This is a genomic window from Gardnerella sp. 2492 (assembly GCF_050320365.1).
Classification (GTDB): domain Bacteria; phylum Actinomycetota; class Actinomycetes; order Actinomycetales; family Bifidobacteriaceae; genus Bifidobacterium.
This window is the reverse complement of sequence record NZ_CP186952.1, coordinates 314,872-335,443: the sequence shown is the minus strand read 5'-3', so window position 1 is coordinate 335,443 and position 20,572 is coordinate 314,872. Positions and strand designations below refer to the sequence as shown.

The 20,572-nt window shown below is 42.9% G+C and carries 11 protein-coding genes and 1 riboswitch; of the genes, 9 read left to right on the top strand and 2 right to left on the bottom strand.

The window, feature by feature from the left end; all coding sequences use genetic code 11:
- Positions 1-81 precede the first annotated feature (81 nt).
- The 7 genes from hrcA to ACPFYS_RS01240 all read left to right on the top strand — a co-directional run bounded on the left by hrcA (position 82) and on the right by ACPFYS_RS01240 (position 12,177).
- Complete coding sequence (gene hrcA, locus ACPFYS_RS01270) at positions 82-1,296, top strand: heat-inducible transcriptional repressor HrcA (protein ID WP_427877559.1); 1,215 nt, start codon at positions 82-84, stop codon at positions 1,294-1,296.
- A gap of 109 nt (positions 1,297-1,405) precedes the next feature.
- Positions 1,406-2,554, top strand: a complete 1,149-nt coding sequence (gene dnaJ / locus ACPFYS_RS01265; protein WP_427877124.1) for a molecular chaperone DnaJ — start codon at positions 1,406-1,408, stop codon at positions 2,552-2,554.
- 113 nt (positions 2,555-2,667) lie between these two features.
- Positions 2,668-3,651 carry a methionyl-tRNA formyltransferase gene (gene fmt / locus ACPFYS_RS01260; RefSeq protein ID WP_427877122.1) on the top strand — a complete coding sequence of 328 codons (984 nt, stop codon included), beginning with the start codon at positions 2,668-2,670 and terminating at the stop codon, positions 3,649-3,651.
- 25 nt (positions 3,652-3,676) lie between these two features.
- Complete coding sequence (gene serB, locus ACPFYS_RS01255; protein ID WP_427877558.1) at positions 3,677-4,330, top strand: phosphoserine phosphatase SerB; 654 nt, start codon at positions 3,677-3,679, stop codon at positions 4,328-4,330.
- A 99-nt stretch (positions 4,331-4,429) separates the two neighbouring features.
- Complete coding sequence (locus ACPFYS_RS01250; RefSeq protein ID WP_427877120.1) at positions 4,430-5,269, top strand: inositol monophosphatase family protein; 840 nt, start codon at positions 4,430-4,432, stop codon at positions 5,267-5,269.
- Positions 5,270-5,764: 495 nt separating this feature from the next.
- Positions 5,765-11,716 carry a sugar-binding protein gene (locus ACPFYS_RS01245; RefSeq protein WP_427896789.1) on the top strand — a complete coding sequence of 1,984 codons (5,952 nt, stop codon included), beginning with the start codon at positions 5,765-5,767 and terminating at the stop codon, positions 11,714-11,716.
- A 218-nt stretch (positions 11,717-11,934) separates the two neighbouring features.
- Complete coding sequence (locus ACPFYS_RS01240) at positions 11,935-12,177, top strand: hypothetical protein (protein ID WP_427877116.1); 243 nt, start codon at positions 11,935-11,937, stop codon at positions 12,175-12,177.
- Between the two features lie 201 nt (positions 12,178-12,378).
- Here ACPFYS_RS01240 and ACPFYS_RS01235 read toward each other — a convergent pair whose 3' ends face one another.
- Positions 12,379-12,915: a peptidylprolyl isomerase gene (locus ACPFYS_RS01235; RefSeq protein WP_427877114.1), complete on the bottom strand. Its 537-nt coding sequence runs from the start codon at positions 12,913-12,915 to the stop codon at positions 12,379-12,381.
- 277 nt (positions 12,916-13,192) lie between these two features.
- On the bottom strand, positions 13,193-15,835 hold the full coding sequence (gene thiC / locus ACPFYS_RS01230; protein WP_427877112.1) for a phosphomethylpyrimidine synthase ThiC: 2,643 nt from the start codon (positions 15,833-15,835) through the stop codon (positions 13,193-13,195).
- Positions 15,834-15,939: riboswitch (TPP riboswitch) on the bottom strand. (Overlaps the previous gene by 2 nt.)
- Before the next feature lie 415 nt (positions 15,940-16,354).
- On the opposite strand from thiC, the gene ACPFYS_RS01225 reads away from it, so the two are divergent.
- Positions 16,355-18,049: an NAD+ synthase gene (locus tag ACPFYS_RS01225; RefSeq protein ID WP_427877110.1), complete on the top strand. Its 1,695-nt coding sequence runs from the start codon at positions 16,355-16,357 to the stop codon at positions 18,047-18,049.
- A 119-nt stretch (positions 18,050-18,168) separates the two neighbouring features.
- A complete protein-coding gene (pflB, locus tag ACPFYS_RS01220; protein WP_427877109.1) occupies positions 18,169-20,544 on the top strand; it encodes a formate C-acetyltransferase in 2,376 nt (791 codons plus the stop codon).
- The last annotated feature ends 28 nt before the right edge of the window (positions 20,545-20,572 follow it).

Genomic DNA, 20,572 nt, shown 5'->3' with positions numbered 1-20,572 from the left:
TGTAACATGTAAGAAGCTTGTTTTTCTAAGCTCTACCGTACACGGAATTACATGAGAGGTGAATTGATGCAGTCAAGACGCATGATGGTACTCCGTGCAGTTGTTGAAGATTATATAAAATCTAAGGAGCCTGTAGGTTCTGCTTCGTTAGCAAAAAATCATAATCTTGGTGTAAGTTCTGCAACTATTCGTAATGACATGTCTGCTTTGGAAGAAGAAGGTTACTTAGTTCAACCTCACACTTCAGCCGGTAGGATTCCTACAGAAAAAGGTTACCGTTATTTTGTTGATGGTTTAGCTGCGGTTATTCCTCTTTCTGAAGCTCAAAGGCGTGCAATACGTAGTTTTTTGAGCGGTTCTGTTAGTTTACAAGATACATTACAGCGTTCTGCAAAACTTCTTGCAAGTATTACAGGACAGGTTGCGCTGGTTGCTTCTCCTGCTCTTTCTCGTGCAACTGTTCGGCATATTGAGATTGTACAAGTTTCTACTACTACGCTTCTTGTTGTTGTGATTACTGATACTGGCGGCGTTGCACAGCATATGTTGCAAGTTGGTTCTATTTGTGCAGAAGATCTTTATAAGGTTATTGCTCTTGTTAATGAGGTTTCCGTGGGTTGTTCCTTAAAGATTGCCGCCCGTAAGATTCGCGCTCTTTCTGCTACAGTTCATTCTGACTCATCTAAATATTGTGAATCATATTCTCTTTCTTACGTAAAGTCTTCTTGTGCTCCGTCTTCTTGCGTAACTAATTACGCTACTGCTGATTATGTTTCTAACCGTACTGTTGATGCGCTTATTTGTGGTTTGGCAGATGCGCTTGATGATATGCATAATGGTGAGCATGCGCACGACTTGTACGTTGCTGGTGCTTCTCAGCTTGCTCATAGGCAGACTATGACTGATTTTGCTTCGCTTTTTGATGCTCTTGAAGAGCAGGCTGTGATTATGCGCCTCATGACTTCTTTAAGTGAGGAGGCTAGTGATTGCGCAAATGGAGTAAGTGTTGCTATCGGTTCAGAAACGCATACTCCTGGCTTGCTTAACGCTTCGATTGTAACTAGCGGATATGGGTATGGTTCAGATATAAGCGGTTCAGATATAAGTGGTTCTGATGGTAATTCTGAAGTTAGTGAGATTAATGCGACTTGTGATGTGATTTCTGACTCGCATGCGTCTTCTCCAGTTGCTTTTATCGGTTCGATTGGTCCGCAGCATATGGATTATGTTGCTACAATGGGTGCTGTAAAAGCGGTTGCTAAGTATTTGAATGCTTTTATATCTAAGACTCGCTAGTTTTTGTATATTTATAAATACTTAAACTAGCGGCATTCTACTGACTGTGCCTTATGGCACAATAGTTGGAGTTTATTAATAAAATACAGGTTTTATGAGGGAATATTAAGTGACTGATTATTATAAGATTCTTGGTGTTGATCATGACGCAAGCGAAGATGATATTCGCAAGGCGTATCGAAAGATGAGTCGCAAGTATCATCCTGATATTGCAGGTCCTGAATTTGAAGATAAATTTAAAGAAGTGAATGCTGCGTACGATGTTCTTTCAAATCCAGAAAAGCGTCGTATGGTAGATATGGGTGTAGATCCTAATAATCCGTCTGCAGGTGCTGGAGCTGGTTCTAGTACGTTTTCGAACATGGGAATGGGTGATATTTTCAGCCAGTTCTTCGGTGGTTCGTTTGGCGAATCTCAAGGTCCTGTTTCTCGCGTACAGCCGGGTGCAGATGCGCTTACTGAGACTAATATAGATTTAAAAACCGCTATTTTTGGCGGAAATGCTCGCGTGCGTGTAACTACTTTTGGTGTGTGCAAGGATTGTAATGGTTCTGGTTCTTCCGACGGTAGTAAGCCTGTAACATGTAAGCAATGTAATGGTTCTGGTTTTTGCCAGAAAGTGGTTCGAACTATGCTCGGCCAAATGGTTTCGTCAATGCCTTGCGAACGTTGCGAAGGTCATGGCGATGTTATTGAGCATGTTTGCCAAAATTGCATGGGTCACGGCCGTGTGCGTACTGTACGCGAAGTTGGTGTTAATATTCCTGCTGGAATCCATGATGATTCAAGATTGCGTTTAGCTTCCCAGGGCGCTGTTGGAGAATGTGGTGGCCCAGCTGGCGACTTGTATGTGGATATTCATATTCGTAAAGATAAGCAGTTTACTCGAGAAGGCGATGATTTGCATTGTTGGATCGATGTGCCAATGACTTGGGCTGTTCTTGGTCATGAAACTGAGATTGATACTTTCGATGGTGTTAAAAAGATTATTATTCCTGCAGGTTGCCAAAGTGAGGATACTGTTACTATTAGTAATCTTGGCGTAACGAAATTGCGTTCTGATTCGCGAGGAAATATTGTTGCGCATATTATTGTGGAAACTCCTACGAAACTTAATGAAAATGAGCGTTCTCTTATGGAACAGTTTGCTAAATTACATGACGCTTCTGTTAAAGCTCCTAAACAGCGTCCTGTTCCTAAGCAGAGTGAAGATCGTAAGGGATTCTTCGGAAAATTGAAGGATGCTTTTTCTAATTAGTTGTGATCTTCTAATTAGTTGCGCTGAGTGATTAGTTGAGCTGAGTGATTAGTTGAGCTGAGTGACTGTTTCAATCTTTAAGATAGTTTATATGTGTAATTGGGGTAGTAAGTATGGTTTTGTCGTTACTTTTTGCTGGAACTCCTGAAGTTGCAGTGCCGTCTCTTAGAGCTTTGGCTGAAGATCATGAGCACTTCGATGTTAAAGCTGTACTTACTCGACCTGATGCTCCAACTGGTCGTGGTAGGAAGCTAATGCCGAGTGCTGTAAAGAAAGCTGCTCTTGAGCTGGGTTTGCCTGTACTTGAGTGCAATCCTAGTGATGAGGATTCTTGTATAGCATCTCTTAAAGCGACTGGTGCTGAAGCTGCCGCTGTTGTGGCTTATGGCAAGATTCTGCGCCAGAATGTTTTAGATGCTTTGCCGCTTGGCTGGTATAATCTTCATTTTTCGCTTCTTCCGCAGTGGCGTGGTGCTGCTCCTGTGCAGCGCGCAATTTGGGCAGGAGATGATATTACGGGCGCTACTGTTTTTCGCATAACGCGCGGCATGGATTGCGGTCCTATTCTTTCTCAAATGACTACGAGCATTGGTGAGCATGAAACTTCTGGTGATTTACTTACTAGACTTTCTCACGACGGTGCTTCTCTGCTAGCTGCTTCGCTTCAAGGAATGTACTCGGGTAGCATTGTTCCTGTTGAGCAGGATCAGTCTGCATTCGAGCTTGCTGATAAAATCACTGTTGAAGATGCGCATATTCGTTTTGATGCTCCTGCTTTTGCGGTTGACCGCCAGATTCGTGCTTGTACTCCTAATCCGGGTGCTTGGTGCATTATGCGCGAAGATTCTAAAAATGAGGAGAATTCCACTACTTTACATGTGTTGAAGTCTGCGATTGCTGATTCCAATAATGTTAATACTCCAAAATCTGGCCAGTTGTCGCCTGGTGAGCTTTTTGTTGGAAAACATAATGTTTGGGTTGGTACTGCAACTGAGGCTTTGGAGCTTATTGAGGTTAAAGCTCAAGGTAAAAAAGCTATGAAGGCGGCTGATTGGGCGCGTGGAGCTAGACTTTCTGCAGCAGCTTACTGCGCATAAAATTATGAGTATGAACTTTTCTTCGATGTTGCCAACTTTGTCTAAACCAGGGCTTTTGGTTATGGACGTTGATGCCACGCTTATTGAGGAAGAAGTTATCGATTTGCTCGGTGCAGAAGCTGGATGCGGCGATGAGCTTTCTGCGATTACAGCGCGCGCAATGCGTGGGGAAATTACTTTCGACACTTCCTTGCGTTTGCGAGTTAGTATGCTTAGAGATTTAAATATTGACGAGTGTAAAAAGCGTATTATTTCTAAAATTCACGTAACTAAAGGCGCGAATGTTTTAATTGACACTCTTCATGCGCACGGTTGGAAAGTTGGTGCAGTTTCTGGAGGTTTTCACGAGATATTGGATGACTTACTGCCGAATCTGAATATCGATTTTTGGGTTGCTCACCATTTAGAAACTTTAGAAGGAAAGTTAACTGGCAATGTTCTTGGAAATATTGTGAACGAATCCGCAAAAGTTGAGGCGCTAAAAACGTGGGCAAATCAGCTTGAAATTGCGCAATATCAAACTGTTGCAGTTGGTGATGGAGCAAACGATATTTCCATGATTAAATATGCTGGACTGGGCGTAGCTTTTTGCGCAAAACCGGCGGTAGAAGCTGCAACAGCCTACCATATTTGCACTCGCGATTTAAGTGCAGTACTGCGCTTTTTAAATGCTAAGTGATCTTAATTAAACGATTAAAATATAGTAAAGATTTTCGAAAAAGTATTAAATAAACTATAATATACCAGTAGAGATTTTACGGTAGAAGGTATGGGGTGTATGACTGAAGTGAATTTGCGTGAGGTTGCTCTTGAGGTTGCGCGCATTCTTGAGGATGTTGGTAAGCATGCTTATCAAGATCAGCTTAGTCCGCGCGATATGACTCGCTTGGCGTTGGGAGATCTTACTAAGTCTAATTCTGATTTAGGAGATAAGCTCGTTCGATTTATACAGAATCGTATAACTTACATTAATACTTTTCAGGGTTTTTGGCGCAATCGTCCAGAAAATTGTAATCCTGGAGACCGCTTCTGGTGTGTAGGAACTGTTGATGGTGCGATTAATTTCAATCGCGATATGGCAGAGTGGACTCTTACTGTTTCGCTTTTTGAATTCAATCATGAGGGTTCAGCTAGGCCAGTTCTTGGAGTGGTTCACGCTCCAGCATTAGGGGTTACATATTTGGCTGCAAAAGGTCAGGGTGCGATTCGTATTCGTAGAACTCCGCAAGGAGAGAAACGCGAGAAAATTACTCCTTCTACGACTTCAACTTTGCAAGGATCTGTGGTTTGCTACGGAATGTCTTACATACCGGGTGAATCAAAGCGCGCGCTTGACGTGGTTTCTTCAATTGAAGAGGTATGTCCTGCGGATATTAAGCGCATTGGGCCTGCGTCTCTTGACTTGTGCAAAGTGGCTGACGGTACTTATGATGCGTACTTTGAGCCGCATTTGCATCAGTGGGATATTCCGGCAGTTTCGGCTGGAGCTGTAGTGGTTGAAGAGGCACAGGGTCAAGTGTGTCAGTGGGATGGAAGTCCTATTCACTGGCGTAGAGAGAATGATGTTGTGGCTTCTAACGGTTTGCTTATTAAAGAGTTAAAACCGTATTTGAAGTAGCAAATAATCTACTTGTGTTTCGTGTTGTATTTGTGTGTTGTATTATATTTTTTTAACGAATATTATGACGTTATAACATACGATTTATGCGGAATTTATACGGTGTTTATGCGGAATTTATACGGTAATGAAATATAAATCACAAGAAATACAGCATAAAACTGCTTGAAATGTATGAATATTTGAGTAATATTCAACCTGTGTCACTGTCAGTTTGCAAATTATGTACGCTGAAACGTATTAAGAGAGTGTGAAGCGTTCTATAAATATCAAATTGATGTGAAAGAAGCGAATGCTAATTTATTGGCTGCCGCATGATTGCATATTACAAATTATGCATAAGCAGAAGTATAAAGAAGACAGATTGTTGAGGTGAGGAATAATGACGAAGAAGATCGTTAGTGCAAAACATCTTTCTGATTTGCAAAAATCTATGCAAAAATCTATGCAAAAATCTGGTAACAACGTTATTTATGCGCCACTATCCAAGAGCGTGTGCGCTGCGATGCTTGCAGGATCAATGTTGCTTGGGGGGGGGTATTCGTTTCTCCTGCGCCTGCTTATGCTGATGGGTATGTAGCACCTGACGGAAACATTTACTACGGTTATAAGTCAGACGCAAACTACAGTAAACAGCGAATTAAAATTGAAGTTCATTACTACAGCAGCAAAGAAGATGCTGATAAAGATGAGAACCGAGATCCTCTTGGCCAGTTTGTACGCGTAAAGTACGTTGCAAATCTTAATTCTGAAGATAATTCATTTGATAAGTGGGCATTCCGTCCAATGTGGTGGTATGGTGTTCCAGCAGGTTTAACTAACGTACACAATGTTATTTACAGCCGCTTTGAGAAGTATACGAAGGAAGGAAAACCTGATACTGTTCCAGGTACTACTAATCCAGGTCTTAAAAAAGATAGTGAAAATACAACTAAGCATTACAGAGACGCAAAGGATTGGAAGAGTATTTCCAGATTCTATATTACCGATCCAAGCACGCTTACTTCTAAGAACGGCTTGGCTATGCTACTTGGTGTCGATGGTGGTAAAAACAAGGGTTACGATCCTAACGGCACTAATGCAGGCAATTGGAAAGACTTCTATGATGCTTCTAAGGGCATGCAGGGAATGTTTATTGATTGGGAGTCTGCAGGTAAGCGCTTCTATGAGATGACTTACGTTGCAGAGTTGACGGATGACGCGTGGAAGAACCGTGACGAGCATCCACTTCGTTTTGCTGCTGGCGTTTACCGTTTTGCTGGTAACTGGCATATTGCTACTGGTCAGATTCACCGCGCTCCAAAGATTGCAGACAGCTTGAAGGTTCAGTATCCAGCTTTGACGCCTGTTGCTAAAGCCGATGGTCTTACGCCTGACGAGAAGACAAAGGTTACAGCTGCAATTAAGAAGGCTAATGAAAACACAAAGCATTTCACAGACCTTCTTGATAAGATTGAAGTTGATAAAGACGGTACTGCAACTCTTACTTTCCATGACAATACAACAATTAAAATGCCTGGAAAGTTGCTTGTAGTTGAAGATAAAAAAGATAACGTTAAGTTCCCACCTGTCTACCCTGCACCGATGGGCGTTGTCAATCCGCAGAAGTTAAGCACTGATGATCAAAACGCGATTATTGCTGCGTTTAAGAAAGAAAATGCAGGCAAAGACTTCCTTAATAAAGTTAAGGAACAAGACGCTGAGGCTTATACGTTTGATAACAATAAGCAGGAATTGACTATTAATTACAAGGACAATTCCAAGCTTACAATTCCTTATTCCTCTTTGGTATATCAGGGTGCAACAATCGCCGATTGGGCGCCGTACGTTGTGCCTGCTCCAATTGAGGTTACAGATCCTTCAAAATTAGATGCAGATGAACAAAAGAAGGTAACCGATGCCTTTGATACAGCAAACGCTGACTTGGATGTTTATACTGCAGCTAAGAAGAATGGTGCAACTCCTGTAAGCTTCGATAAGGACTTCAAGAACGCTATTATTACTTGGGCAGATGGCTCAACAACAGAGATTCCTTCTTGGCAATTCTTAAAGAAGAAGGCTGCTGGGCAAACTCCTACTCCAAAGCCGCCAACTCCAAAGCCAGCTGAAGAAAAGAAGACGTTCACGGTTGATTTGCCTGCTGATCCTACCCAAGTAGCATTTGATCCATTTGATAAGAATGCTAATGTTGCTACAGATTCAATTACATCACTTCAAAAGCAGTTAATGAAGCGTACTGCAAAAGATGCAAACGATCCTAGTAAGTCTGTGACTATAACATCTGCAACGATTAGTATTGCGGATGGTACCGTAACTTTCAAGGCTGAGGGCTATGAGGACAAGGTTTATCCAATCGGAATCTTCTATAAGAAGAGGGTAAATGGAGCCGGCACTCAGAATCCTGCGCAGCAGACGCCTACAAGCAAGACTGATACTGTCCCAGGGAATGAAAAGGATAAGTTTATATATAACGTTAGAAAAATTGAAACTGATAAAGATAATCCAACTGTTCAAGATGCCATTAAAGCATTAAAGCAGTTTGTAAGAGACAATTACGATAATGTATCTGAAGCTGATTTACCCGTTAGTGACAGCGTTACTGTTAATACGAAATGGACTCCAAAAGCTGGTACTAAGAATATGGGCGCCTATGGTGCTAAAGCACCTAATGATGGCCCGATGACTTCATTTAGTATAGATCCTACTAACGGTTTTGCTATTACAGTTCATGGTCACCCTTGGGATCCTGATGCTGACAATGGTGCCGATTGGAATGCTGAGTCGGAAATGCCGTTGTTTACCATCAATGCCAGCGATTTGTATGTTAAAAAGGGTACTCAGCAGACTCCTAAGGACAACACCATTGAAAAATTGAAAGAGCTTGCTAAGCAGCTTCGTGACCAGCGAAAGAAAGCAGGAGAGTTAACAGATGATGTTATAAATACTCTCGGAGCTACTGACGATAAAATTAATAGCATGAATGATGAGCAAAAACTTCGTGATCTTATCAAGAAGATTGCTGATTATCAGAAGCCAAAGCCAGTTGAGTATAAGTACAACTTTGAGAAGTTGACATTGACTCATGAGGGTGAGCCAAACGATGATGATTACAAGAAGATTGTTGTAGATCAGTTCTTGAAGAAGAACTATACGACGAATGATTGGTCAAAGCTTGAGAATGCTTATTCTAAGAGTGCTACTGTTCTTTCTGTCAACAATGCGAACACGTATGGCTTAACTCCTGCTACAAGTGGAACATCCGGCTTGAATATTTACACTGGGGATAGGCAAGCAGGTGGTGTGACGAGTGTAGTTGTTGATTCAAATACCGGAGATTTGGTTGTTCGTGGCTGGAAAGCAGGTACTACCAGCACTAATGCGGAAGAATTGATTCGTATTAAGAAAGCTGATTTGTATACTCCAAAGTCTAAGGAACAAAACCCAGCTCTAACTCCTGAGCAACTCCAGCAGATGAAGGAGGATGCGAAGAAGATTATCGACCGTAATCCAAATCTGACTCCTGAGCAGAAGAAGAAGTTCAAGGGTGATATTGATAATGCTAACGATCAGAAGGGTATTCAAGATGTCCTTGATCAGGCTAATACTCAGGCGAATAAGAACAAGACTGATCCTAACGTTCAGCAAACCATTAACGATAACAAGAATGGTGAAAAGGAAAAGAAGGATCAGGAGCTTAAAGCTGCTAAAGAAGCTGCTAAGAACGCAATCGAGAACCTTCCTAATTTGACTGAACAAGAGAAGAATACTCTTAAGGAGAAGGTTAGTAATGCAACTAGCATTGATGGCGAGAACGGCGTAAATAGCGTTCTTGACGAAGCCAAGAAACGCAATGAACTTGAGGGTGTTAAGAAAGAAGCTAAAGAGGAAGCTAAACAGCTTTACTTCCTTGACCACGGTACTGGTGCTGATGTAAATACTGCAGATACTCACGATGAGGACGCTGCTCTTAACAGCGTGCTGGGCTCTACTCCTGAAGAAGATTCTACTCTCAAAGCACTTGATGGTAAGTTGCAAGACTCTAATGCCACTGCAGATGATATTCGCAAAGCTTTAGAAGAAGCAAAGAAAGCTAATGTGAAAAACACGCAGAAAGCAAAAGATGCTGCAACAAAGAAACTTGAAGAGAAGAAAGATGCGCTTAAAAATGCTTATGACGCATTGACTCCTGAACAGCAAAATACTGCTAAAACTGCATATGAAGCTGCTATTCAAGCAATTGATAATGCTGAATCTTCTGTTAAGAAAGCAACTAAGCCTTCTCAAATCAAGACTGCTCTTGAAAGCGTGAAAGACGAAACCATAAACGCTGCAAATCAAGCAATCGAAGCTGCTAAGCCAAAGCGCGATGCTTCTGGTAACACAGATAACGATGCAGCTGCTCTCCAAGCAGAGAAAGATGCGCAAATTAAGCGAATCAGTGAAAGTGACTTGCCTGCAGATAAGAAGCAAGAAGCTATTGGCAAAATCCACAAGGCTGATAAGCTTGGTGACCCAACGGGTATTGCTAATCGTTATTTGAAAGCTAAGAAGATTGAAGCTGCTAAGCAAGCTATTGACAACTTCGAGCATTTAAACAATGCTCAGAAGGAAGCTTTTAAGGCAATTCTTAAAGACACTGATGCTTCTGATCACGAGAACGCTGACGGAACAACTTCTGACGACATTGACGATGTGCTCGCTAACGCTGCAAACACAGATAATGCTATGGCTCGTCTTGAAGAGTTGGAGAAGAAAGCTAACGACTTTAAGAATGAGAAATATGGCAAGTACTCTCAGCTCACTGGTTCTGAAGAAGATCAGAATAAGAAGAAAGCATTCGATGATTATCTCTCGGATGCAACAACTCTAACTAAAGCTGACAAGGGCGCTGATAAGAGCGCTGATGAAGTCAATACTTTGTATGACGATCTTCTTAAAGCAATGTGCGATATTGATCCTAATGCAAAGAGCGCTGGTCTTAAGACTGATGCTCTTAAAGCTGAGATTGACTCCGATAATACCTACAAGCCAGCTACTCCTGCAGATCCTGCAAAGCCGGGCAATCCTGTTTACAACACTTCTTCTAAAGAAAAGAAGGATGCGTTTGACAAGGCTTTGGGTGAAGCTCAAACAGTTTTGAAGGAAGCTGATACTGCTGATATTTCTACTGCAGATAAAGAATCGGCAGAGCAGAAGGAGATTGACGCTGCTCTTGAAAAGCTTGTTAAAGCTCGCTTAGCTCTTGACGGCGTTGACACAACTGATTTGCAAAATGAGATTGGTCAAGAATCTACAACTACTTCTTCCGATGCGTATAAGTATGATTCTCAAGAAAAGCAGAACGCTTATAATAACGCTCTTAATACTGCTAAGGAACTCATCAAACAGTTGACTAGCGATAATCATCAACAAGATCCATCTCAAGGCGGCACGCAGAAGCCAAAGACTCAAGCTGAAAAGCAAAAAGCTGTTAATGAAGCTCTTGCAAATCTTAAGGCAGCTGAAGAGGCTCTTAAAGGCAAGAAACCAATCGAGCCAACTCCAACTCCAACGCCTTCTGTTGATAAGTCTCACTTGCAGCAGGGCATTAACGATGGTAGCGATGTTCATAATTCGGATGAGTACAATAATGCTCCTTCGGATAAGAAGCAGGCTTATGATCACGCTTTGTATCATGCTAACGAAGTTAATAATGATCCAAATGCAACTCAAGATCAGGTGAATCAGGCTGCTGAGGATTTGAAGAAGGCTGAGAATGATTTGAAGCCAACTCCAACTCCGCTTCCAAGCCCAGTCCCTGGTGGCGCTGGCTTTGGTGTGAATGATAATGCGCCTACTACTGTGGATAAGGGCGAGTTGAACATTCAGATTGATAGTGCTGAAGCTGATTCTCAGCCTGGTAATGCCGGAGCTGGCAACAACAACGCTGGTAACACAAACGCTGGTAATGCTGCAAACTCTGGCGCAAACGCTGGTAATGCCGGTAACGCTGGTAATACTGCTAACAACAACGCTGGCTCCAACGCCAATGCTGCTAATGGCGCAAATTCTGCTGCTGTGGATGTTGCTGTTGAGAGTAACCAGGCTGTGAAGCAGGCGGATGCTCAAGTTGCTAAAGCTCAGGCGGCTTTGGACGCTGCTTTGGCTGAAGCTAAGAAGGTTGCTGCTGATCCTAATGCAACTCAGGCTCAGGTTGATGCTGCGGCTCAGAAGCTTTCTGCTGCTCGTAAGGCTTTGGCTGATGCTAAGGCTCATGCGGATGAGGTTCGTGCTTCTGTTCGTGCTTCTGTTCGCGCTCAGGTTTTGAAGCGTTCTAAGGGCATGAAGTTAAGCAAGACTGGTAGTAATGTGTCTGCATTTGGCGTGTTTGCTGCTGGTGTTGCTGCTGCTGGTGTTGCGCTCTTCGTTTCTAAGCGTCGTGGTATTTCTCGTCACAGCAGCAAGTAGTAAGTTATATTTAATTTAATTCGATTAAATTAAATAAACGGTTGAATAATTAAATAGTTGAATAACAATGAGCCTCACTTGCGATTGATTTCACAAGTGAGGCTTTTTGTTATTAATTAACTGAGAAAACAACGGTCACGCGTTACTGGTGCAGTACGTAATCTGCGCGCATAACGTATAACTCCGATTTTTCGTTACTGGTGCAGTGTGTGTTCTGCATGAGTAACGCACACTATAGCTTTTTCGTTCTTCTCGCAGTTGGCGCTCGCGCGGGTTACGCGCTCGCTTACGAAACTCGCGTTGGAAGTCCACTGGACTTCCAACGCGAGCGAGTTTCCGCTCCGAGTTGCCTTCGCGCGCTAAATCGCATCGCTCAGGCAGGTCGTCGCGCTGCACTAGTAACGCATATTGCCGATTTTTCGTTACTGGTGCAGTATGCGTTCTGCGCGCGTAACGTTTGACAATTTATTGTTCAATATTCAGCTAATAGATTCTTATAACGCCACCGCACATAAGTAAATAACCCACATTCGATATAGCATTGAACCTTACTGTCGTAAGGGTTATGAGCTTACTTTTCACACACTTTTTGTCCTAGTGGCGAATGTCAGAAAAGTATTCGATCACAACAAAACGTTTGTATTACTTACGCAAGTTTTGCGTCACAAAACTTCAATAGACATGATTCCAACTGGTTCGAGTGGAGCATCAGATCGGTCGGTTGCGAATGCATCGAGCTTATCTACCACAGCTTTTGAATCATCATCAGCTACTTCGCCAAAAATAGTGTGATGGCCATCCAACCAAGGAGTAGGAACTGTAGTAATAAAGAACTGTGAGCCGTTAGTACCATGCAAACGACCGTCGCGTCCACGACGCTTACCAGCATTCGCCATAGCAAGCAAATAAGGCTTATCGAACTTCAGTGACGGATCAATCTCATCATCGAACTCATATCCAGGACCGCCAGTTCCTGTACCAAGTGGGCAGCCACCCTGAATCATAAAATCTTTAATAATGCGGTGGAAAGTTAAACCATTATAGAAAGGTTCATGAGAGGATTCACCAGTGAACGGATCTTTCCATTCCTTCTCGCCAGTGGCAAGACCAATGAAATTCTTCACTGTTTCTGGAGTTTTACTGTCGAATAAATTGATTTTAATATCACCTTCAGAGGTGTGCATAATAACTGTAGTCATGAGTACAATTTTCACATAAGTTGAAGACTGCAAATTGTAATTGTGTTAAAAAGAATTATTAAGAAAATTATTAAAAACAAGAGAATTATTCATAATAAAAGCGGGCTCATAGTTAAGCAGTAAGCTCAACCACAAGCCCGCGTATTTGTTGTAACCTTCTTCTATTTATACATTACAAGATTTAATTATTTGCGAAAACTTGTAAGTATTTGTGTTTATCCACTTGCACTTACAAATTTTCGCAAATCAAATTTTCGCAAATCACACGCTTATGAAATCACAAGCGCTGGTACAAAGAAGATCCAGATTCTTGGAATTTCTTACTCATCTCTTTCATACCATCGCTAATTGCTTGGGTACGTGCTTCTTCGACAAGCTGTTCCTGTTGAGCAGCTCCGCCAAAACGCTTACGAATATTCTGCGAAATAGCCATTGAGCAGAACTTTGGTCCGCACATTGAGCAGAAGTGAGCCATTTTTGCTGGCTCTGCAGGAAGAGTATCGTCGTGGAAAGCAATAGCAGTATCTGGATCGTAGCTTAAATTGAACTGATCCAACCAGCGGAACTCAAAACGAGCCTTACTGATTGCGTTGTCGCGATCCATAGCATGCGGATGATGCTTAGCAAGATCTGCCGCATGGCAAGCAATCTTATACGCAATTACGCCCTGCTTTACATCGTCTTTGTTAGGCAATCCCAAATGCTCTTTAGGAGTCACATAGCAAAGCATTGCAGTACCGTAGCGTGCAATCTCTACGCCACCAATAGCGGAAGTAATGTGATCGTAGCCTGGGGCAGTATCAGTAGTCAAAGGACCAAGCGTATAGAATGGAGCATTCTGGCAAATCGCTTTCTCCATCTCAATATTCATACGCACAGTGTCGAATGGTACGTGGCCTGGGCCTTCAATCATAACTTGCACATCATGCTGCCAAGCAATCTTAGTAAGCTCACCAAGAGTCATAAGTTCGGAAAGCTGAGCCGCATCGTTCGCATCAGCCAAGCTACCTGGACGCAAGCCGTCACCCAAAGAGAACGCAACATCGTACTTCGCGAAAATCTCACACAATTCTTCAAAATGAGTGTAAAGGAAGCTTTCCTGATGATGCTGCAAGCACCACTCGGCCATAATGGAGCCGCCGCGGGAAACAATGCCGGTTACGCGGTTTGCAGTAAGTGGCACGTAGCGAAGGAGCACGCCTGCGTGAATTGTCATGTAGTCAACGCCCTGCTCGCACTGCTCAATAACAGTGTCGCGGAAAAGCTCCCAGCTTAGCTTAGAAGCATCATCCTCAACCTTTTCCAAAGCCTGATACATTGGCACAGTACCAATCGGAACAGGGGAGTTGCGCAAAATCCATTCGCGAGTCGTGTGAATATCGTTACCTGTGGAAAGATCCATAACGGTATCCGCGCCCCACTTAGTAGCCCACGTAAGTTTTTCTACTTCTTCGTCAATAGAAGACGTAACAGCAGAATTACCCATGTTTGCGTTGAGCTTAGTTAAGAAGCGAGAACCAATAATCATAGGTTCGGCTTCAGGATGGTTGATATTGCAAGGAATTACAGCACGTCCTGCTGCAAGTTCGGAGCGAACAAGTTCCACATCACAGTTTTCGCGAGTAGCAACATACTGCATTTCTGGAGTAGTAATTCCGTGACGTGCATACCACATTTGAGTAATAGGATGATCTACAGCCTTCATAGGCTTATGCATGCGTCCGCGCCATTCCTTTGAGGCTTTACCGCGCTTAATAGCACGCTTACCATCATCCTGGAGATTACGCCTACGACCCTCATACTCTTCTACGTCACCACGGTCTCGAATCCAATCGAGACGAAGAGGAGCTAAACCTTCCTTAGGATCGCACTTAGGACCTTCAGTATTGTAATCGTGGAAAGGAGGGTTAGGACCTACTCCAGGCGTGTCTGAAAGCTTAATTTCAGTGTAAGGAACTTCCAAATCGTAAGAACCATACTCGTATTCAAAATGAACTGGCGTAGTCTTACGGATATGAGCTTTGTCCCTCTGAGTGCATCCGCGTGCGGCAATATCAACACGCTGTTGCTTTTGAAGTTTTGCAGCTTCCTTCGCTTCCTTAGCGTTAATAAAAGCTGGTTTCTTTTCTTCAGTTTTTTCCTCAGATTTTTCGGAAACTTTTACTCGCTTAGCGTAACCGTGTTTTGCATCACCGCGTACCTTATTCCAATGCTCAACAAATTCGTGCATTGTAGATTCTGGCGTTTCTGAATCGTACAAAACTTGCGAAATAAAGAAGCCAGCAGCTTTAGTGCTAGCAATCATATCTACATCGTCAAGCTGAGTTTTTCCGCCAACAAGAACAGGGAAATCACTTGCTTTGCAAATCGTATTAATTTTTTCTTCATCAAGCGTTGTGTGATTAGCTTCTAAATCGTAAGCTGCAGTAGTGTTTTCGCAGCCTTCTTCAGGATTGTGCATTGCAGTTACGCAAATGTAATCAATGCAGCCATCTGGAAGCTCATTTATAACTTTTACTAAGCTTTCAGTTTCAACAGACAAACCAATTACGGCATCTTCGCCAAGCAGTGCGCGTGCTTCTCTAGGTTCCATATCGCTTTGAGCTAAGTGCACGCCGTCAACTTTAATGCTTTGATTACGAGCTTGCCAAGCAACATCAACACGCTCGTCAATAACAAACGTTACCGAATCGCACTTGTTGTTATCTTCGATTATTTGCGCGATATCACGAGCTATTGTTGTTATTTCTTTAGCATTTTCATTGTTGCAATGAAGACGTATAAAAGTTGCGCCAGCGCGTAATGCATCATCAACAACATCAGTAAGCGGTCGATTAGAGCAAACTTGCGGATCTGCTATAAAACAAGCGCTGAGATTAAATTGATCACGCATTGATGCGTATGGATAATTCGAGGTCATGCTATTTTTCATTGCTCCCTACGTTGTATTAACTAACAGGTTCGAAGGGTCAGGCTTGTTGGCCTATCTCAGCTTTCTTGCGGAAAGCACCCCTGCAAAAATGTCGAATTATTAGCCAGTTTACATGATTACGTGGCCTTTGTTTGACGGGTATGTTGCGAAAGTGTTGATTTTTATACAAAAACCCGCTCAGCTCCTTATGCTGGGCGGGTATAACGAACGGCACGCACACTTTAAAAGTGGTATGGCTTCATCTACCTAACTTCTTTCTCGCTCTCGCAATTATTCCCCTTCGCGAGTAACACGGTACAAATATATTGCAGAGATTCTTATTTTTCTACGGTTACATTATTTATATTACTTATAACGCGTTGAAAAAAGCTGCAAAAACAGGGTTAAAGGTTATAATGTTATAAAGAATTATTACAAATTTATGACGAATCTGCGTGTCGAGTACAAAAGATTCAACCAAAACACTTTTAAATATCTAGTTGCAGACCGTAGATTACACTGTTACGTATGACTTCATTGCGATTAGCTTTAGCGCAGATTGATACTTGCGTAGGAAATATAGAAAGTAACAGCAATAAAATAGTGCAATACTCGCGCAGGGCAGCGCAAGATGGCGCAAAAATAGTAGTTTTTCCAGAAATGACACTTACTGGATATCCTATTGAAGATTTAGCGTTACGAGCAACATTTAGAACAGCCGCTTCGAAAGCAGCAGAAGAATTAGCAGAAAATCTTAAAAAAGAAAACTTAGGTAACTTATACGTAGTAGTCGGAACTGTAGGAGTAGACGAAAATTCCGGAAAACCAAGAAACAGGCTTCTTGTACTTCACGACGGAGAAATAAAACTCAACTACGATAAGCATTTCTTACCAAATTACGGCGTATTTGACGAATTTCGTATTTTCTCTTCCGGCAACGAGTGCACGGTTATGAACGTTGACGGAAATCGCATAGGTTTTGCTATTTGTGAAGACATTTGGCAAGACGGAGGACCGGTTGAAAAACTAGCCAATATTGGCATCGATCTTCTTGTTACAATGAACGGATCTCCATATGAAGAGGGAAAAACTCACGTACGCTATCAGATTGCTGCAAAAAGAGCAAAACAAGTAAAAGCGCCAGTAGTATACGTAAATCAGGTTGGAGGACAGGATGATCTCGTATTCGACGGAGCAAGTTTTGTCGTAGACTCAGATGGTAGTTTACTTGAACGTTCGCCACTTTTTGATGAAGATTTATCATACTTTGATTTCGATAGAAATTTGTCTAAACAAAAAGAATCAACAATCGCAAAAAGCTTAAATTCTGATGAAGAAGTTTATTGTGCATGTGTTTTAGGCCTTAAAGATTACATGCGTAAGAACGGTTTTAAAGGAGTTTGTTTAGGACTTTCTGGAGGAATTGACTCGGCATTAGTAGCAACCATGGCAGCAGATGCTTGCGGCGGAGAAAACGTTTGGGGTATTTCAATGCCAAGTATGTATTCTTCCGATGGTTCTAAAGATGATGCTAAAGATTTAGCTACAAGACTTGGAGCACACTACGAAGTGCAGCCAATAGAGCCATTGTTTAAATCTTTCCAAACGCAACTTGAAGTGCAAGGAGTTGCTGCCGAAAACCTGCAGGCTAGAATTCGTGGCGTAATAGTAATGGCGTACTCTAATTCAAAAGGTCTTCTTGCGCTCGCAACCGGAAATAAATCTGAGCTTGCTTGTGGATATTCTACTATTTACGGCGATGCTGTTGGAGGATATGCTCCTATTAAAGATTTGTTTAAAACACGAGTTTGGGCTCTTGCTCGTTGGAGGAATAAAGCTGCGCAAAACGGAGTTGGTTTGGGAATGCTTCCAATAGTTGCAAGTACAGGTAACGTAAGTAAAGTTCCTGAAGATGGTGTGATTATTCCTGTTAATTCCATAATTAAGCCACCTAGCGCTGAGCTACGACCTGGGCAGAAAGATTCAGATTCACTTCCGGAATATGAGCTGCTTGATAGCGTTCTTGCGGCGCATATTGAGCATGCGCATGGACGTAGAGATCTTCTTGCAGACGGTTTTGACGCGAATACTGTAGATATTGTTATGAGATTGGTCGACCGAGCAGAGTGGAAGAGACGGCAATATCCGTTAGGGCCTAAAGTAAGTGGATTGGCTTTCGGAAGAGATAGAAGAATGCCAGTTACTACTGCTTTTAGAGAGTGAAAATGTGATGTAAGTCACTGCAAAATCTTTCGTTTATCGCGTGTAGCACTTTTTCATGCTCTAACATTTAAGTAAGACAGCGTGAAGGTGCGCTGCGGATACGAAAGGAGTCACATAATATGACCGCAACAGATGCATCCGTTCTCACCGATGAGGATCTTCGTACAAAAGCGTGGAATGGTTTTACGGGCGAAAATTGGAAGAAAGATATTGACGTTCGCGATTTCATTTTGAAGAACTATACGCCGTATGAAGGTGATGAGAGCTTCCTTGCAAATGCTACAGAAAAAACAAAGCATATGTGGAAGTACCTCGATGATAATTATTTGGCTGTTGAGCGTGAGCGTCGCGTATACGATGTTGAAACCCATATTCCAGCAGGCATTGATGCAATGCCAGCAGGCTACATTGAAAGCCCTGAAGTAGATAATGTTATCGTAGGTTTGCAAACTGATGAGCCTTGCAAGCGCGCTATGATGCCAAACGGTGGTTGGCGTATGGTTGAGCAGGCTATTAAAGAAGCTGGCAAGGAAGTAGACCCTCAAATTAAGAAAATCTTTACTGTCTACCGCAAGACTCACAACGATGGCGTGTTTGGTGTTTATACCAAGAATATTAAGATTGCTCGCCACAACAAGATTTTAACCGGTTTGCCAGATGCTTACGGCCGTGGTCGTATTATTGGCGATTATCGTCGAGTGGCTCTTTACGGCGTGAATATGCTTATTGAGTTCAAGAAGCGTGACAAGGATTCGATTCCATACCGCAACGACTTTACTGAGACTGAGATTGAGCATTGGATTCGCTTCCGCGAAGAGCATGATGAGCAGATTAAGGCTTTGAAGCAGCTTATTAACTTGGGCAACGAGTACGGTTTGGATTTGAGCCGCCCAGCTCAGACTGCTAAGGAAGCTGTTCAGTGGACTTATATGGGTTATCTTGCGTCTGTTAAAAGCCAGGATGGCGCTGCAATGAGCTTCGGTCGTGTTTCTGCATTCTTCGATTGCTACTTTGAGCGCGATTTGAAGGCTGGTTTAATTAACGAAACCGACGCTCAGGAGATCATTGACGCTCTTGTTATGAAGCTTCGTATTGTGCGCTTCTTGCGTACTAAGGATTATGACGCAATCTTCTCAGGTGATCCTTACTGGGCAACCTGGTCCGATGCAGGCTTCAGCGAGGATGGTCGTACTTTCGTAACCAAGACTTCGTTCCGTTTGCTCAACACTTTAACTCTTGAGCATTTGGGACCTGGTCCTGAGCCAAATATCACTATTTTCTGGGATCCAAAGCTTCCAGAAGCCTACAAGCGTTTCTGCGCACGAATCTCTATCGACACTTCTGCAATTCAGTACGAGTCTGATAAAGATATTCGTGAGCATTGGGGTGATGACGCTGCTATTGCTTGCTGCGTTTCACCAATGCGCGTCGGTAAGCAAATGCAGTTCTTTGCTGCTCGTGTGAACTCTGCTAAGGCTTTGCTTTACGCTATTAACGGCGGTCGTGATGAGATGACCGGCATGCAGGTTATCGATAAGGGTGTTGTTGAGCCAATTCGTCCAGAAGCTGACGGCACTCTCGACTATGAGAAAGTTAAGGCCAACTACGAGAAGGCTTTGGAATGGCTTTCGGAGACTTATATTGAGGCTTTGAATATCATTCACTACATGCACGATAAGTACGCTTACGAGTCCATTGAGATGGCTTTGCATGATAGGGAAGTCTATCGTACGCTTGGTTGCGGTATGTCCGGTTTGTCTATTGCTGCAGATTCTTTGGCTGCTTTGAAGTATGCGAAGGTTTACCCAATTTACAACAAGGATGCTAAGACTACTGAAGGCCACGAGTACGAGTACATCGAGGGCGGTGACGACGATTTAATCGTTGGTTACAAGACTGTTGGTGAGTTCCCTGTTTACGGTAATGATGACGATCGCGCAGACGACTTGGCTAAGTGGGTTGTAAGCACTGTTATGGGTCAGGTAAAGCGTTTGCCTGTTTATCGTAATGCTGTTCCAACTCAGTCTATTTTGACTATTACTTCTAACGTTGAGTATGGCAAGAATACTGGTTCCTTCCCATCCGGACATAAGAAGGGCACTCCGTACGCTCCGGGCGCAAACCCAGAGAACGGTATGGATTCGCACGGTATGCTTCCATCTATGTTCTCCGTTGGCAAGATTGATTACGATGATGCTCTCGATGGCATTTCGCTTACGAACACGATTACTCCTGACGGTTTGGGTCGTGACGAAGATGAGCGCATTAACAATCTTGTTGGTATTTTGGATGCCGGCAACGGTCACGGCTTGTACCACGCAAACATCAACGTTTTGCGTAAGGAACAGCTTGAGGATGCTGTTGAGCACCCAGAAAAGTATCCGCATTTGACGGTTCGAGTTTCTGGCTACGCAGTGAACTTCGTAAAGCTCACTAAGGAGCAGCAGCTTGACGTTATTTCTCGTACTTTCCACCAGGGTTCAGTTACTGACTGATTTGGTTAATTGTTGAACACTGCCGGGA

Excerpts from the sequence above, each read along its gene's own strand:
- hrcA (WP_427877559.1), top strand. The coding sequence starts at position 82 with ATGATGGTACTCCGTGCAGTTGTTGAAGATTATATAAAATCTAAGGAG.
- fmt (WP_427877122.1), top strand. The coding sequence starts at position 2,668 with ATGGTTTTGTCGTTACTTTTTGCTGGAACTCCTGAAGTTGCAGTGCCG.
- serB (WP_427877558.1), top strand. The coding sequence starts at position 3,677 with ATGTTGCCAACTTTGTCTAAACCAGGGCTTTTGGTTATGGACGTTGAT.
- ACPFYS_RS01250 (WP_427877120.1), top strand. The coding sequence starts at position 4,430 with ATGACTGAAGTGAATTTGCGTGAGGTTGCTCTTGAGGTTGCGCGCATT.
- ACPFYS_RS01240 (WP_427877116.1), top strand. The coding sequence starts at position 11,935 with ATGAGTAACGCACACTATAGCTTTTTCGTTCTTCTCGCAGTTGGCGCT.
- ACPFYS_RS01235 (WP_427877114.1), bottom strand. The coding sequence starts at position 12,915 with ATGACTACAGTTATTATGCACACCTCTGAAGGTGATATTAAAATCAAT.
- thiC (WP_427877112.1), bottom strand. The coding sequence starts at position 15,835 with ATGACCTCGAATTATCCATACGCATCAATGCGTGATCAATTTAATCTC.
- ACPFYS_RS01225 (WP_427877110.1), top strand. The coding sequence starts at position 16,355 with ATGACTTCATTGCGATTAGCTTTAGCGCAGATTGATACTTGCGTAGGA.
- pflB (WP_427877109.1), top strand. The coding sequence starts at position 18,169 with ATGACCGCAACAGATGCATCCGTTCTCACCGATGAGGATCTTCGTACA.